This is a genomic window from Paenibacillus xanthanilyticus, assembly GCF_042682185.1.
Taxonomy (GTDB): domain Bacteria; phylum Bacillota; class Bacilli; order Paenibacillales; family Paenibacillaceae; genus Paenibacillus_Z; species Paenibacillus_Z xanthanilyticus.
In genome coordinates, this window is the sequence record NZ_JBHUHA010000001.1 from 1,527,565 (window position 1) to 1,544,104 (window position 16,540).

A 16,540-nucleotide genomic window follows, 5' to 3' on the forward strand; every position below is an offset into this window, starting at 1 on the left:
AATAGCGGTCCCTTTTTGGGACCGCTGCCTGTTCCCATTCGCTAGTCTCAAGAATACCGGCCTCCTGTCGTTCCGGACGTTTGAAGACTTGGTTCAAGGCACGGTAATGCGTTCCACCGTATACTCGCATTCGCCGCCCGGTAACGCGACTTGAACGGTCGAATAGATCGGCGACAACAATAACTGTCTACCGAGCGGCGACAAAAATGAAATGCATCCCGCATCGATATCCGCCTTGTCCGGATAACAAATCTTGTAGCGCTCGAGAACCTGAGAGCGCTTGTCGCGAATCGTGACGGTGCTGTCGATCACGACAAAGGTTAATTGGAAATCCGGCTCATGCGTCAAACAAAATAGCAGTTTTTCGATACGATGAACGTACCGCCCGAACAGAATCTCGGTCGACTTTCGTTCCGCATGACGGTCAGGCAGCGGAAAATAGGCATCTAGCATCGTTTTTTTGGATTCTTCCAAGTGAACCAGCTGCCGAAGAATATATTCCCTTACTTCAAAATTGTTCATGCTAGCCTCCTTGTTTGGTTCTGTAGATGATGGCAATATGACGCTGTTTCATAAGAAATGGATGTTCGCATTCAATGATCGAGAACTTCAGATCGACGAATTGGTCAGGCTCGATCGTGGATAAAAATTCATTTGCATCATCTGTGGCTTGGCGGGATAACGTGTCCGCGAACGTTTTTACTTGAATCATGCCGCGTGCATTCCTTTCCATAATTGATCTGTAATCTAAAGCTGCAGAACTGTACAAGCACCTCCCGGGAATTCGGATTGACTTATACATTAAATGTAAAATCCAATAAATAAGCACAAAGGCACTCCGACGGATAGACCGATCGGAATGCCTCTATTGCTTTGTTTTATGGGTACACTCCATGTAAAAGCTTAGCATGATTATGGCACCGTCATTGTAAAATGTCAACAAATATGGATGTAATAACCATCAGATGTCATCTATTCAGACAAATAGCAAAATCGATTGTCGATTGCATTCGTCCATACGCTAGGCCGCATGGTTGCATCCCTCGAACACGGGCGGCAGCCGACCGGCCGTTCGGCTGCCATCGCGTCGGGGCTAATGTTGTCGTTCCTAGCTGCTTAATCGGTCATCGCGACCGTCCTGGTCGTTGGCCGTATCCAGCAAGGCCGCGTTTATCCCGTTCAAGAAGGCCTGGGCGCTGGCTTTGATGATATCGGTATCCATCGCGCGTCCCGAATAAATCTTGCCGCCGTATTCTAGCTGAATGTTGACCCTTCCGACGGCTTCGGCGCCCCTGGAGATGCTGTTGATTTTATAATGCTTCAAACTGACGTCGAGATTCGTCAGCGTCTTGATCCCGCGATATAAGGCATCGATCGGACCGTCTCCGACGGCGCTCCCCTTAAGCACCAGGTCGCCTTTAAGCAGCGTTAAAGCCGCGGTCGGGCACTCGTCGTTGGTCACGACTTGGAACGACTTCAACTCGAAAAGCCGCCCGCTGCCGCCCGCCTGTTCCCGATGCTCCGTAACCAGGTAGAACAGGTCGTGATCGTACACTTCCTTCTTGGCGTCCGCCAACTCGAGGAACTTCTGGAACAGCTGCTCCAGCTCCTCGCCAGTGCCGGGATCAAAGCCCAATTGCTGCACCGCATGCTTAAAGGCATGGCGGCCGGAGCGGGCCGTTAACACCAGCTCCATGCTATCTGCCCCCACCTCTTCCGGCGACATGATCTCATACACCTGTTTATCTTTGAGCAAGCCGTCCTGATGAATACCCGAGGAGTGGGCGAACGCATTCTCTCCGGTAATGGCCTTGTTCACCTGGACATCCAGACCCGTCAAGTACGTCAACAGACGCGACGTTCGCAGCAGCTCGGTCGTTTCGATAGCCGTTCGGCATTGGTAACGCGCCTCCCGGACCTTCAGCGCCATGACGACCTCTTCGAGCGAGGTGTTGCCTGCCCGCTCGCCCAGGCCGTTGATCGTGCATTCGATTTTGTCGGCGCCGTTCTTGATCGCGCTCAGCGTATTGGCCGTCGCAAGTCCCAGGTCATTATGGCAATGGACGCTGAGCAGGACCTCGTGGTTCACGTTCTTCAGCCGTTCGTTCACCTTGCGGATCAGCTCGCCGAACTCCTCCGGTTCCGCGAATCCGACGGTATCGGGGACGTTAATGATCGTCGCGCCGGCCTTCACGACCGCCTCGATGGTGCTCCACAAATATTCGAAATCCGCTCTCGAAGCATCCTCCGTGGAATACTGCACCTGCGGCAGCAAGGTTTTGGCATAACGAACCGCATCTACCCCCATCTGCAAGACGGCTTCCTTGGAGCGGTTAAACTTCTTCTCCACATGAATATTCGAGGCCCCGAGGACGATATGAATCAACGGCTGCTGCGCGATTCGAATGCTCTCGTACACCGCGTCGATATCGCTTTTTACCGCACGGCCCAATGCCGTGATGGACACGCTGTCTCCCACGATGCGGGCGATTTCGCGCACGGCTTGGAAATCCCCTTGGGAGGAGGCCGGGAAGCCCGCCTCGATAATGTCGACCTTCAGTCGTTTTAGCTGCTGCGCGAATTCAACCTTTTGCTGCTTATTTAATTTCGCTCCGGGCACTTGCTCCCCGTCGCGTAAGGTAGTGTCCAGCACCATAATATTGCGATTTTGCATTGAAACGCCTCCTCGAATGTTAGGAATTGGATTAATCTATATAAAGCGGGGTTGACGAAACCCGGAATTTCGCCAACAAGGTGAAACGGCTATCGCCGTGTTGTAACGGCGGGGCGCGTTTCATTCCGGAGACATAGAGGCCGAAGTATAAGCGTGAAACTTATACTTTCCTATATGTCAAAAAAACCCCGTCTCTGCAATAGAGACGAGGTTGAACCCGCGGTACCACTCTAATATCACTTCACTGGGGTGAAATGAACTCCTTCGATGGCCATCACCATCTATCCTTGTAACGGCGGAATCCCGGTTTTCCCTACATGATCAGGAAAACTGTTCATAGACGAGTTCAAAGCAATCGACGCTGCCGTTTCGCACCAACCAACGGCTCTCTGAAAGGTCGCTTTACTTCTACTAATTCTAATCGGCACATTTGGAATTTGAAATTACTGGTAAGTATAGCCATGAAATGAATCGTTGTCAAGCGTCTTAGGTTAGGCAGTTTGGCCGCAAAAAAGAGCCGCAACGATGCGGCTCTCGCTTTCACGCGGCAATGGCGTTGTCGCGGGTTATCCAACACCGCTATGTCAAGATCTCGACCAGGCGCTTCTTGTCGATCATCGCCTTAATATCGCTCACCATCTGAATGGAGGCTTCGATCTCGACCTTGCGCGTGGACACGCTCTCTACGCTGCAGCCGACCGGGATCCCTTTCTCCAGACCAAACTCCAGCAATTCCTCGAAAATTTTATTCGTCAACCGGATCGATTTGTCCAGGACGTCCGTCGAATACTTCAGCTCGTTCTCCAGCCAGCGCGGGATGCTGATGCCCAGCCACTTCATGAATTCGAGCGTCTTCGTCGAGCCGCAAGGGGCCAGATTGAACAGGATCGGGACCATCTCGAGCTCATGCTCGTTGCAATAATGATAATAGTCGGAGAGGAAGTTCTTCGAGGCTTCGACATTGTACGTCGCCTGCGATACGAAGAAGCTGCAGCCCTGCTTGATCTTATTCACGACGCGCAGATGTTCGTCGTTCTTCTTCATATGGCGTTCCGGAATAATAACCCCACCGAACGTGAGACTGCTGGCATGCTCACGGCTAAGCTTGTAGGCATCGGCTAGTTCAAGCCTCACCTGCTGCTGGCTCGAGGAGGCGCCGACGAATACGCTGTAGCGGTCCTTGTCTTCGCCTCTCTTCAGCCAATCCGTCAACTCTGCTTCCGAATATTTGCCGACGCAGCGATAGATGATTTTGGGAATATCCAGCTCATGCAAGTACTGCTCGCTATACGTCTCGGGATCCAGCATCGCCATATAGGGAAATGGACGCTCTTCTTCAATGCGGTCGGATTCCTCCTGCACGTCATACAGAATTAACGCGTCCAGCTTTACGTTTCGCAGCCGTTCCATTTGTTTCTGCGAGATTTCCGCGATTTTCTCGGCCGTATGCGACGCTTTCGGCGGCGTCATCCCGTATGTGATGATTCCGGTTTTCTTGGTCATGATCGATTCTCTAAACATTGGAATTCCTCCCCCATCGTTCCCTTATGTATCTATCGGATATAGGTTCACGTAATCTTAACAAGCTGCCGAATAAAGCGGCGATGCCGCATGGCTCCTTCTAGTAAGATAGCATAGGTGCTCGACTGTCGGTGTTTCCAAAAAGTTATATCTGGATATAGCTTTTAGCTATAACCAGCATTTCTGTAAGAAGAAAAGAATCCCGCACATCGGCCATCCTATCTTCACATTTATGACCGAACTTCCGATAAAAATGACATAACCTGCTAAGCTCAGCATTTGTGTACAAGCGTAACGTCACTCCCTGCGGATTTCCTCCATATTACTTAAGAAGGTGACAAGCATGTTGACCACGCAAGACAAACGCGTCGCGCAATCGTATGACATTCTAGACCGTTTACGGCTGCCGAACGGCCTATATGTGGCCTCCTCGTCGAGTGACTATAATTTCATTTGGCTGCGAGACACGTTCTATGAGGTCCTCCCTTACCTCGATAAAAGCTGCAACCGATACGAAAATACGTATTACCGCATCTTGGATATTTTTCGCGACTACGAATGGAAGCTAGACATCCATACGAAACAAAAGCCCGTCTACAAACATGAATACATGCATCCTCGGTATACCGCGGATACCGTTCGAGAGGTTGAATCCGAATGGGGCAACAAGCAGCATGACGCGACGGCCGCCATTCTCTTCGGCATCGGCGAGGGGATGAAGCGCGGTAAGAAGATGCTTCGCGACGAGAAAGATCGAGAGATCGTCCAGAAGCTCGTTCGCTATCTGGAATGCGTGCAATTCTGGGAAGATCCGGACAATGGCATATGGGAAGAGTATGAAGAGGTTCGCTCCTCGTCGGTCGGGGCTTGCGTGGCTGCGCTAAAATCAGTGCAGGGTATCGTGGACGTACCCGACTCGATGATCGAGAAAGGCATGGAGACGCTGTATGAACTGTTTCCCTACGAGACCAAAACGCGTAAGTATGACTTGGCGCAATTGACGCTCATCTACCCGTTCGGGGTATTCGTCGGTGAAATGGCGCAGGTGATCCTGAATCAAACGGAAAAGCACCTGGCAAGAAACAACGGCATTCTTCGCTATATCGGCGACAGTTATTATTCGACTTTAGAAGCAGAGCATGGCAGAGGACGTTCGCGCTCCTTCTACGTCGGAACGGAAGCTGAGTGGACATTCGGCTTTGGTTTCCTTGCTCTGAGTTACATGAAGCTCGGCCAATTGGAGAAAGCGAGATTTTACATGGAGCGTTTCGAAGCGGTCATGCTGGAGGATGGCTCTTTACCAGAGCTTTATTATGCCAACTCCAGCAAGTTTAATACGAATACGCCTTTAGGCTGGTCGAATGCCATGTACATTTTGGCCAAAGAGGCCTTGAGCTCTTAATCTAAACGAAGCTCGCAGATGAAGCCCCGCATTCGAGAAGGAGAATGCGGGGCTTCGCTGCAAGCACATGTCGTATTGAACGTCGTACGTTACGATCTCGTGATTGCCAATGCCCGAATCCGGGGAACGCCATGGACCAACAGGCGATAAGGTTACGAAATTGATTTCTGAAATTGTCCATGGGCCTCCGGATATTCCCAATCTCAGCAAATAGGGTGTCTTGTTCCGGAGAAGCTTATTCACGGTTCCTTGATCCGGCCCTTTCGCGGAATGACGAAGAGCAGCCTGCCGCAAGGGCAAACTGCTCCTGGTACACTCGACGATCAAACGATGAATCGACCGATCAAGACTTGCAGCTCCTCAGCCATATGGGACAGCGAGGCGGCCGAGGCTTGGATTTCCTCCATGGACGCCAGCTGCTCTTCCGTCGCGGCGGAAGCATTCTGGGCACCGCCTGCTGCTTGCTCGGCTGAAATCGAAATCGATTGAATTGTACTCAATATGCGAGACGACTCCCGAGTCATGGCTGCCGCCGAACGATTGATGTGTTCGATCTGCTTCGATACGGTATGAACGGAGTGGTGAATGTCGCGGAACACCTCATTCGCTTGCACGACCGCAGCCGCCCCTTGAGCGACCTCACCGTAAACCGACTGCACGACGGCCATCATGGCTTGCGTTTCGCGCTGCGAATCAAGGATGATGCCATTGATTTGCTGAGCGGAGCGTGCCGACTGCTCGGCAAGCTTCTTGACCTCATGCGCGACAACCTCAAAACCTTTGCCATGCTCCCCTGCACGCGCAGACTCGATTGCCGCATTTAGGGCGAGAAGATTCGTCTGCGCCGAAATTTCGGCGATCGCGTCTACGCAGCCGCCGATCGCTGCGGAACGCTCCTGCAGCCGGATCATCGCTTCGTTGAGCGTCGCGACTTTCGTCTGAACATCCTCCATATGGTGATTCGCTTGCTCCACCACAAGCCGGCCTTTCTCGGCGCGATCGGCCGCCTGCCGCGAATTGTCGGTTACCTCGGCGGCATACTGGTTGACGCTTGTCAGCTCGCCGGTCAGCGCTTGCATCATCGTAAGTCCTGCAGCCGTCTCGGCGCTTTGGGCATCTGCGACTGCCGCCGCTTGTTGGACGGTTACGGCGATATGCTCGGTCGCTTTACCGGTTTGATCTGCGCTGACGGCCAGCTGGACCGAGGAGGCCGCTACCTGATCGGACGTTTCGCCGATCCGTACGAGCATGTCCCGGAGTTTCTCCAGCATCTTGTTATACGAGCCGGCCAGACGACCAATCTCATCCTTGCTGTTCGTTTGGATGTGGCGGGTCAAGTCCCCTTCGCCGTCCGCGATGTCCTTCAGCTGCAATTCCATCCACTTCAGCGGCCGAAGAATCCGACGCAGGAACACAAAGCAAAGAGCGACTGCAATCACGCTGCCAATGCCGGCGTAGAGGAAGATCATCTTAATCGAAGCGGCGACATGCTTCTGGATGACGGCTATTTTCGGTCCCACTAACCACATCCCAATCGTCTTGCCCTGCTCGTCTTGGAGCGGAACATAGTAAGTCAGATAATCCGTCCCCGCAACCTTTGCTTCGCCCAGATACGGCTCGTTATGCTGAAGCACCTGCTGGGCAATGCGCGAGTCCGCCTTCGTTCCGATGATCCGCTTGCCTTCTTGCATGAGATTGGTCGTCACGCGGGTGTCGCCGAGAAAAAGGGTGACCGCGCCGCCGGTTATCTGGCTCATTTGATCCGGGAATTCAACGTTATCGTTCATGCGCGTCGTCCCTTTGTACAAGACGCCGTCCTTCTCCGACCATGGTCCGGGGTATTTCGCGTCCAGCCAATTGAAGCCAAGCTGCGATACCACCTTGACCCGGTCAGAGAAAACCTGATGCATCGATGCTTCGATTTGAGAGCGGGTCGCCGCCGATATGGTAAGTAGAAGCGATACAATGATGAGTAGCGTCATCACGACTAATTTGGCTCGTAGGGAGCGTCCGATGAATTTCATGATGTTGATCTCCTCGCATTTTGATGATGGCCATGAATGATGGTGATGTTCCTAGTTTAATGAATAGGAATGGCGTAGGATGTGATTTTTCTCACTCGGAATAGCAGTTGGGGTGACTTTTTTCGCACCCGAAATCGAACGGACGAAACAAAATCGAAAAAGGCCGCAGCAGGTTGCGACCTTACAACCCGATACAGCCTTATGGGCATTTTTTGAAATCAGCAGCGATCGTGTGGCCGACCTTCGTTGGCCCTATTGCGATTAGGGTGATCAGGCCTTATTCCTGATAAAGCGCGCGAGTATCGAATTCCTTCACCCACACCTGCATGAATCCCGGACTTCGATTATCCCACGCATAGTAGGGAATCCACCGGAACGTGTTCCCCTGCCGATCATGAGCCAGCAGCATAGTTGTGCCTTCAAGGATGTCGCTTCCGGACACAAAGGTGAAGGTTATGTCGGCAGGAATCGCATAATCGTCAACCCGAAGAAGCGGGTTATCCGCTTGCTCCAAGCAGTACAGGAGGGGCCCCCGCCGAATGGCGAATCGTCCGCGGTTGGCTTCCACCTCCGCTCGGGCCCGAACCAATTGAACGGGTTCATCCAGTCGAAGCTCCACGGTATCGCCTTCATTCCAATTCCGCTCTAGCACCAGGTATCCCTTTTCCAGCCGATAAGCGTCCGGAGGGATACGATCCCTGTTCAGGAACACCTGAAATCCGCGGCACCAGCCCGGAATACGAAGCAGCAGCGGGAAGGTCCGTGCTCGTTCCGGACGGAGCTTCAAGCGGATGTTCCCCTCCCACGGGTATTCGGTAGCCGACTCGATTCGAACCGCGAATCCGTCAGACAGCTGAAGTTCGGCGTGGCCCGCGATGTATTGATTACATACAATCCCCTGATCGGCAGCCGCATACTGATAACCGCCGACGGAGGGCAGGAAGCGGGCTAGATTCGTCGGGCAGCATGAGGTGTGGAACCATTCCACCCGATGATGGTTCCCTTCGGAAGCGAGCGGATTCACATAGAAGAACTTATCGCCGGTCAAGGATAGGCCGGCCAATGCGCCATTGTACAACTCTAGCTCGACAATGTCGGCATATTTGGCATCGCCGAAGAGCAGGTTCATCCGGTGATTCCAAAGCGCCATGCCGATCGACGCGCAAGTCTCGCAATAAGCGGTGTGATTGGGGAGGTCGTAGTCAACCGTGAATCCTTCATTATGCTGCGAGGGCCCTATCCCTCCAGTCACATACATATTACGTTCCACGGTATGCGCCCACACGCGGAGCAGCGCATCGAGATAGGCCTCTTCGCCGGCGGCGCGCGCTACGTCGGCCATGCCCGCATAGAGGTACATGGCACGTACGGCATGTCCAGTTACCTTCTCGATGTCCTTAACCGGGACGTCATCCTGGCAATAAGCCGGCCCCCAGTCTTCTTTCTCCCATATGGCGCCGGAGCCATGTCCATGCCCCCGCTCCTCCAATAACCAATGCGCAAAGGACAAGTATTTCGCTTCGCCCGTAATGTGATAAAGCTTGACCAACGCAAGCTCGATCTCCTGGTGTCCCTCTACCCAGTGACGCTTGCCGGGTCCAAATGTCGAGAGGTAATGGTCCGCCAGCTTGCAGGCGACGCCCAGCAGCTCCCGCTTGCCGGTCGCTTCATAATAAGCGACCGCCGCCTCGATGAGATGTCCGCCGTTATACATTTCGTGCTTTTCCATATCGGTCCACTTTAATTCCGGCGAGGTTAAGGTGTAAGAGGTCGACAGATAACCGTCCGTCTCCTGCGCGGCGGCAATCAGTCCGATGATCCGGTCGACCTCCTTCTCGAGTACGGGATCTCGCTCCAGCATCAACGTATAAGCGGCGCCTTCGAGTACTTTATACACGTCGGAATCATCATAGTACATGCCTTGATGCGGTCCGGGCTCTAAGCCGCCTGCCCGCGCAAAATTCGATATCCGGCCGGTCTTCTCGCACTGCGCCAGGCATGCCGGAAGCGTCGCCTGCTTCAAGGTCGTCAGCCTGGGCAGCCAGAAATCGTCCTGTATGTTCACCTTGTTAAAGGGAACAGGCGTCCAATTCACTACGCGATGGATTTGATTCTTCTCCATGATCGTCAGCCTCCACCTTATCACTACCGCTCGAAACTTAACCTTTCAAGCCTGTCAACGAAATACCCTCCAGGAAGTATCGCTGGCCAAGCAGAAACACCACGACGCAAGGAAGCACCACTGCCGCCGATGCCGCCATCAGCAGATCCCATTGCGACGTATAGGACCCCTGGAACATCTGCAAGCCGAGCGCCAGCGTGAATTTCTCGGTCGATTTCAAGTAGATGAGCGGTCCGAAAAAATCATTCCACGCGCCTAAGAACGTAAACAAGGAAATGACGATGATGGCGGATCGGCTCAGCGGCAGCACCACGTGGTAATAGATTCTCCAATATCCGGCCCCGTCGACGAGCGCCGCCTCATCCAGGTCGCGGGGAATGGTCATGTAGAACTGGCGCAGCAAGAAGATATTGAAGATGCCCCCGCCGAAAAAGGCCGGTACGATCAACGGAACAAAGGTATCGTAGAACCCCAATGTTTTCCAACCCAAAAACGTGGGGATCAGGGTCACGGCGCCCGGCAGCATCATCGCGGTAAGCAAAATGCCGAATACGACATTGCGTCCCCTCCACTGGATGCGCGAAAATCCAAAAGCCGCAATGGTGCTGCTCGTTACGGTTCCGATCAGGACGAGGACGACGATGATGAGGGTGTTCAGAAAAAACGTATTAAACGGAAGAATCGTGAGCGCTTCCGAGAAATTATCCCATTTGATCGGATCGGGTATCCAAACCGGCGGCATGACGAAAATTTGCGATAGACTCATGAGCGAGCTGCGGACCATCCACACGAGGGGGAGCAGAAATAAAGCGGACAGGATCGCAAGCAGCACATAGACGACCGACTTCTTATAGGCCGACGTTTTCATGTACGCCCCTCGCCTTCATAATAAACCCAGGATTTGGCAGTTCGGAAGACAAGCAGGGTGAAGAGCAGGATAATGACGAATAAAATCCACGCCAGCGCCGAGGCGTACCCCATATTCGTATCGCGGAAAGCGGTGCGCCACAAATAGAAGATATAGAAGAGGCTCGCGTTGTTCGGCCCGCCCTGCGTTAGAATATAGGCTTCGTTAAACACTTGAAAAGCGCCGATGATCGTCATGACCGTATTAAAGAACAAGGTCGGGCTTACCATCGGCAGCGTGATATGGATGAGCTTATGCCAGCTTCCCCCGCCATCGACTTCGATGGCCTCGTAATACTGGTGCGGGATCCCGCTTAGACCGGCTAGGAAGATGACGACGGTGCCGCCGATTCCCCACATCGTGGTCAGCACGATCGAAGGAATGACGGAATGCTCGGCGAACAGCCATGAACTAGTCGGCAGATGCAGCCATTGGAGCATCGTATTGACTAGCCCCAAATCTGGATTCAGCAGCCACATCCAGATGATGGACGTCGCCACGGCCGGGACGATGCTGGGCAAGTAGACAAATGTACGGAACAGCGCCCGCCCTTTTATGTTTTGATTCAACAGCAGCGCGATGGCAAAGGAAACGACAATGGTCACGGGTACCTTGAGGACGACGAAATAGAAGGTGACCCCCAATGACTTATTGAATAGCTCGTCTTGACCCGACAGCAGCTTGGCGTAATGATCGAAGCCGATAAAATGCGTCGCGGACTGGAACACATTATAATCCGTCAAGCTGTAATACAGGCTCGCCAGCATCGGGCCGGCGGTAAATAGCAGAAAGCCGAGCGTAGCAGGCAGCGTGAACAGGATGCCATATAGCAGCGCTTTACGTTCCTTGGACCGCAATCCGGCACGCAGCGGGGCTTGCGGGATCGTCTTCAGATTGGCATTCATGGGGCCCTCCCTATATAGGCGTCTGGACGGAGGAACGGGCCGCGAATGGCTGCCCGCTCCCGTACAGGTCTAATCCGTGCTGCCAGGTTATTGAATATCGCGTCGACCTCGCACCTGAGCTTGGGCTTTGGCCGCGATGCCGTTCATGGCCGCTTCGGCCGTCTGTTGACCGAGCCATACCTTGTCGAGCGCGGGATTGACGATATCCATGATCTTATTAAAGTTCTTTACATAGCCTGTCGGGGTCTGATGACCGTGAGACAGCGCCATATTGATGACGGCGTCTCGGTACCCTGGCCGGCGTCCCTTCGAATCGGCCGTCCATTTGGCGATGAGCGTCTCGTCCTCATACCAGTTCTTCAGCGCGGGCATCCAAAGCCCTTTGTGGTGGAGCTCCAACGTGCCCTCCGGATCGAGCAGCGCCTTGACCAGCTCCCAGGACTCTTGCGGATGCTTCGTCGATTTGAAGATGGAGAACATGCCGTTGACCACGGTCGTCACCGGCTTCTTCAGGACGGGAAGCGGCGCGACGTCGTAATTCACGTCGGTGCTGCTCAGGTCGAAATTCGCCCATTGTCCGTCGATGACCATCGCGACCTTGCGGGTCTGCAGCGCCACGTTCGTACCCGGTACGTTCTTGGACTGCACCGGCGACGGCGCCACATGATGGACATTGATCAAGTCGGCGACTTTCTGCAGCGCTTCTACGGCTTCGGGTTGGTTCAGCGCGAACGTCTTTCCGTCCGCCGATACGAAATCGCCGCCGTTGCTGTAAATGAAATTCGACCAGGATCCCCACCAGCCGTTGGCGCCGCTGACTCCGAATTGTCTGATTTTGCTCGGGTCGAAGCCGGGCTCCGTGGCATTTTTGCCGGATTGGTCGATCGTCAACTTTTTGGCCGTCTCCACGAATTGATCCCAGGTCCACGCCTCCTCCGCATGGGCAGGCGGCGGTTCGAGTCCGGCTTCCTTGAACAGATCGACGTTATAGTAGAGGGAGAACGTCTCGATGTTCGAGGCCAGACCGATGATATTACCGGGTTCGGTGAAATACGACGTATTCGGCAGCAATTGATCGGCATGAAACGCGGTATCGCTATCGAGCATGGTCTGCAGGTTCACGAGCTTGCCCTGTTCGGCCAGCGGGAAGGCGATCGTAGCCGATTCCAGCATGGCGACGTCCGGCTCTTGGTTGCCGGCAACCATGGTGGTCAGCTTCGTATCATAGTCCGTCGGAATGGATTCATACTTGACCGTGACGCCCGGATGGGTCTCTTCGAATCGGTCGATCGCCTTCTGATAGGTTTCGATTTCTTTCGGACTGCCCCAGTTGGTCAACCGAAGCGTAATCGGTTCTTTAGAACCGGCGTCACCCGCCGTTTGGCCGGCTTCTACAGCGTTCTGGTTATCGGTTGAGGTGGTGTCGGTATTGTCTGTCGTACATGCGGATAGGCCGGATGCTAACACGGCCAGACCAATGGATAGTGAGGTCAATCGCTTCCTTGCACGATTCACGTCCCGTTCCCCTTTCATTCGCCCTTTGGTTCATAGCTGCAGTCTATGATGGGATCAATATAACAAATATAAAGCGGTTACAAAACTCAGTTATCTTAGATTTGGTGGACTAATCTTGGGTATCCAATGGCAGTTTGATCGTCACGCTCGTCCCGCTGCCGATCGAAGATCGAATGCTTACTTCGCCGTCGTCTCCGTAACGATGACGGATGCGCGCGATCGTATTGGCAATGCCGACGGTTGGCGTTGCGCCGGATAAAATTCGCGCGGTCGTCTCATCGCTCATCCCGCATCCGTTATCCGTGACCGTGAACGAGCGGGCGTCGCCTTCGATCCTGCCGGAGATCGTAATGATGCCCCCGCTCTCCGTGAGCTCGAAGCCGTGAATGATGGCATTTTCGACGAAAGGCTGAAAGAGAAGCCTCGGCACCTTATGGTCGTGCAGAGCGGGATCCATGTCGTAGTGAACCGCGAACTTGTTCTCGAAGCGGATGTCCATCAGGTAGAAGTAGTTGCTCATCCATTCGATCTCTTCGCTTAAATAAACCGCGTCCCAATCCTTGCGCGTCGTATAGTGCAGCATATTGGACAAACATAAGAGCATCTTGCTTAACTCTCGCTGATCGTTCTCCAGTGCCACCCAATTCATGACATTGAGCGTGTTATACAGGAAATGCGGGTTCATTTGGAAGTTCAAGGCCTGGATCTCGGCTTGCTGCTCCCGCAGTTTGATGTCGTAGTTCTCATTGACCAGCACGCGAATCCGGTCGTTCATCGTATTGAACTTTTGGATCAGGATCCCGATCTCATCGTTGGACTTAGCTTCGACCTTGGCGTGAAAATCGCCTTCGCCGACAAAACGCATGGCTACCATCAAATGCTTGATCGGACCCGTAATTCGGCTAATGACGAAATAAGCAAGCGTCGCTGCGGCTAGCGCGAGAATGGCCGCAATGGTAATGGTCGAGGTTAAGATAACCGGCACCAATTTCTCCACGAGCACGCGTTCCGGGATCGTGACGACGGACACCCACCCGGTTACGTCCGACTTGTCGAAACAAACGAGCATGTTATGGCCGTCCAGCGTGATGCGCTGGGTCCCGCTCCCCTTCTCCAGCACATCGTACACCCACCGGTCTTGGATGTGTTCCGCAATGAGTCGTTGCTCGGAATGCGCGACGTATGTGCCATCGGCGCTCGCAACGAAGTATTCGGCTTCGGCCGGAATACTATCTTCGAAAAGGTGATGGAATAGGTCGGCCTTCATGCTGATGGCCAGAACCGGCCGTTCGACGCCCGGATCCAGATTGGCCATGGTACTGTTATCGAGATAAGAGAAGTTCAGAAGCCTGGTGGCCGTGAACAAATAGCGGTAGTCATAATCGGTTGCCTTGTCGAGCCAGGGCTGGTTAAACATCTTCGGGAAATCATACGTGGGATTCCACACCAGCCGTCCGCCTGCCAGCTTCGCCTCCTTGTAGATGGGACTCTCCGCGAGATCCCCTTGCGGCATATTCTGCGGACCGAACTTAAAGTAGGACGTCCAGATTTGATACGCGAATAAGTCCTCGGTCTGCGCGAAGCGCTGGGCGAGAATGGCGCTGATTTTGCGGTCGGCCTCGAGGAGCTGCTCATGCCGCGCGGGGTTCAAATGATTGAAAATCCCGAACAATTCTTTATCCGTGAACAAGTTCGAGCTGATCCGATCGATTTGTCTTAGCTTGACGTCCATGATCTCGTTGTTCTTCTTCACGATCTGATAGAAGTTATCTTGGGCTTGATCCGTCACGATGCCCAGACTCATGCGGTAAAACAACGTCCCGAGCAGCAGCAAGGGAAGGAGAATCAGCAGCAGATAGCTGACGAGCAGACGGGTACGCAGCATTAGGCCCTCCCGCTGCCCAGAAGGCCGTTGCGATAAGCTTCCGGCGATACGCCTACATGGCTTTTGAACACGCGAGAGAAATACTTGGTGTCGCGGTATCCGCATCGCTCGGCGACATCATAAATTTTCAGCGGAGCGTCCGTATCGGCCAACAACGCTTTCGCGTGCTTCATCCGCGTGTCGGTCAGAAACTCGGAGAACGTCTTCCCGGTATGGCTCTTGAACATCGAGCTAAAATAAGAGGGATTAAAGTAGAATTGCTCGGCGATCGTCTCCAGCATCAAGTCCTCCATGAAGCGCTCGCGGATGAGCTGCACGCAGGATTCCGCAATGAATTCGCCTCGTCCGCGCTTCAGACTCTGCAGGGACTGACCCAGCTCCAGATACCGAGCCTCCACTAATGCGAGGACGGCAAAATACGAGTCGCTATGCGGAATATCGCTTGCCGCCGCTTCCGTCATGCGCTCTGCCGTTTCCTTTTTCACGAAGAGATAACAGCGGCTCTTGAGCTTCATGACGAGCAGCGAAGCCTGTTCCTTGATGATGACCGGATCCGTCCAGCCTTCTCCCGACAGCCGATCGAACCACTGCCGGATCAGCGTCAATCCGTGCTCGGTGCGTTGGTCCCGCGCCGCTTCGAATAGATCTCCGACAATCGCTTCGACATCCCAGTCAATCCCGTTCCTGTCGGACTCGATTCGTTCGTCTGCGAAGACAATCCCTTCCCACTTCCCATAGAACGTGTTCAACATGGCAAGACCGGCCGAGCGATAGGAATGCCGCCCTTCCGCCTGAAGGCTGCCGCAATGCGGCCCGATCCCATGTACGAGCTTGGCCTCTCTGTAGGTGGACCGTTTCGCTATTTGCGCGAGCAGCGATCGTATCGCATTGCGGTCGACATCGGCAGCGTCCACGCATAGGATGGATACAACCTTCGCTTCTTGTCCTTGATCCGAGTTCTCCAGGTAAACATGAGACTCCCCGATCCTGGACAAGGCCTCCTCCAGATCATGGAGGAATGCTTCAGGGTTTGTCGGGTGCTGGCCCATTAAGTCTTCGATCCGCGAGACGATCACAAGCCCCGGCTTGCGAATAAAAGAAGGCCCCTCCTCCATGGGCTCACCCGGATAAGCCGGTTGCCCCCGAAGCATATGCTGCAGGCCGGCATCTTTCCATCCCTTGCTCTGGACGGCTTCCCTCTCCAGCTCCTCCTCGATTCGCCTTAGCACGCCTTCGACCGCTTCCAGATCTACCGGCTTGAGCAAGTAATCGAAAGCACCGTTGCGCAGCGCGGATTGCGCATATTCGAATAGATTGTAAGCCGTCAGAAAGATCACCTTGGGCCGGATTTTCATGTCGGCGAGCTTGGCCATGAAAGCCAGCCCGTCCATCATCGGCATGCGAATATCGGAAATGACGATTTGAGGGCGTTCCGCGATGACAAGGTCCAATGCCTCCATGCCGTTCTTCGAGATGAATACCTCATAGTCGGGCCGGATGGCCCTCATCAACCTCGTCATGCCTCTCAAATGGCGGGCTTCATCATCCACGAGCAGCACTTTCATACGAATCCCCCTCACAACGA

12 protein-coding genes and 1 other annotated feature are annotated in these 16,540 nt (G+C 53.9%); of the genes, 1 reads left to right on the top strand and 11 read right to left on the bottom strand.

The window, feature by feature from the left end; all coding sequences use genetic code 11:
- Positions 1-93: 93 nt before the first annotated feature.
- The 4 genes from ACFSKT_RS06255 to ACFSKT_RS06270 form a co-directional block, all read right to left on the bottom strand.
- A complete protein-coding gene (locus ACFSKT_RS06255) occupies positions 94-522 on the bottom strand; it encodes a GreA/GreB family elongation factor (RefSeq protein WP_377718135.1) in 429 nt (142 codons plus the stop codon).
- Between the two features lies 1 nt (position 523).
- Entirely contained in the window at positions 524-712 is a 189-nt protein-coding gene (locus tag ACFSKT_RS06260; RefSeq protein WP_377718136.1) for a sporulation protein Cse60, read from the bottom strand.
- 396 nt (positions 713-1,108) lie between these two features.
- On the bottom strand, positions 1,109-2,674 hold the full coding sequence (locus ACFSKT_RS06265) for a 2-isopropylmalate synthase (RefSeq protein WP_377718137.1): 1,566 nt from the start codon (positions 2,672-2,674) through the stop codon (positions 1,109-1,111).
- A 198-nt stretch (positions 2,675-2,872) separates the two neighbouring features.
- Positions 2,873-3,108, bottom strand: a binding site (T-box leader).
- Between the two features lie 145 nt (positions 3,109-3,253).
- Positions 3,254-4,195 (bottom strand): methylenetetrahydrofolate reductase, encoded by a 942-nt coding sequence (locus ACFSKT_RS06270; protein WP_377718138.1) that lies wholly within the window; start codon positions 4,193-4,195, stop codon positions 3,254-3,256.
- Positions 4,196-4,538: 343 nt separating this feature from the next.
- Between ACFSKT_RS06270 and ACFSKT_RS06275 the strand changes: the two genes are divergently transcribed.
- Positions 4,539-5,597: a glycoside hydrolase family 15 protein gene (locus ACFSKT_RS06275; RefSeq protein WP_377718139.1), complete on the top strand. Its 1,059-nt coding sequence runs from the start codon at positions 4,539-4,541 to the stop codon at positions 5,595-5,597.
- Between the two features lie 323 nt (positions 5,598-5,920).
- Here ACFSKT_RS06275 and ACFSKT_RS06280 read toward each other — a convergent pair whose 3' ends face one another.
- The 7 genes from ACFSKT_RS06280 to ACFSKT_RS06310 form a co-directional block, all read right to left on the bottom strand.
- On the bottom strand, positions 5,921-7,621 hold the full coding sequence (locus ACFSKT_RS06280) for a methyl-accepting chemotaxis protein (RefSeq protein WP_377718140.1): 1,701 nt from the start codon (positions 7,619-7,621) through the stop codon (positions 5,921-5,923).
- 277 nt (positions 7,622-7,898) lie between these two features.
- Complete coding sequence (locus ACFSKT_RS06285; RefSeq protein WP_377718141.1) at positions 7,899-9,743, bottom strand: glycoside hydrolase family 127 protein; 1,845 nt, start codon at positions 9,741-9,743, stop codon at positions 7,899-7,901.
- 37 nt (positions 9,744-9,780) lie between these two features.
- Positions 9,781-10,611, bottom strand: coding sequence for a carbohydrate ABC transporter permease (locus tag ACFSKT_RS06290; RefSeq protein ID WP_377718142.1), 831 nt, complete (start codon positions 10,609-10,611; stop codon positions 9,781-9,783).
- Positions 10,608-11,555, bottom strand: a complete 948-nt coding sequence (locus ACFSKT_RS06295) for a carbohydrate ABC transporter permease (RefSeq protein WP_377718143.1) — start codon at positions 11,553-11,555, stop codon at positions 10,608-10,610. The genes ACFSKT_RS06290 and ACFSKT_RS06295 overlap by 4 nt, the downstream gene beginning before the upstream one ends.
- A gap of 87 nt (positions 11,556-11,642) precedes the next feature.
- Positions 11,643-13,070, bottom strand: coding sequence for an ABC transporter substrate-binding protein (locus tag ACFSKT_RS06300; protein WP_377718144.1), 1,428 nt, complete (start codon positions 13,068-13,070; stop codon positions 11,643-11,645).
- 109 nt (positions 13,071-13,179) lie between these two features.
- Positions 13,180-14,955 carry a sensor histidine kinase gene (locus ACFSKT_RS06305; protein WP_377718145.1) on the bottom strand — a complete coding sequence of 592 codons (1,776 nt, stop codon included), beginning with the start codon at positions 14,953-14,955 and terminating at the stop codon, positions 13,180-13,182.
- Positions 14,955-16,520 (bottom strand): response regulator, encoded by a 1,566-nt coding sequence (locus ACFSKT_RS06310; RefSeq protein ID WP_377718146.1) that lies wholly within the window; start codon positions 16,518-16,520, stop codon positions 14,955-14,957. Before ACFSKT_RS06310 ends, ACFSKT_RS06305 begins: the two co-directional genes overlap by 1 nt.
- Positions 16,521-16,540 lie beyond the last annotated feature (20 nt).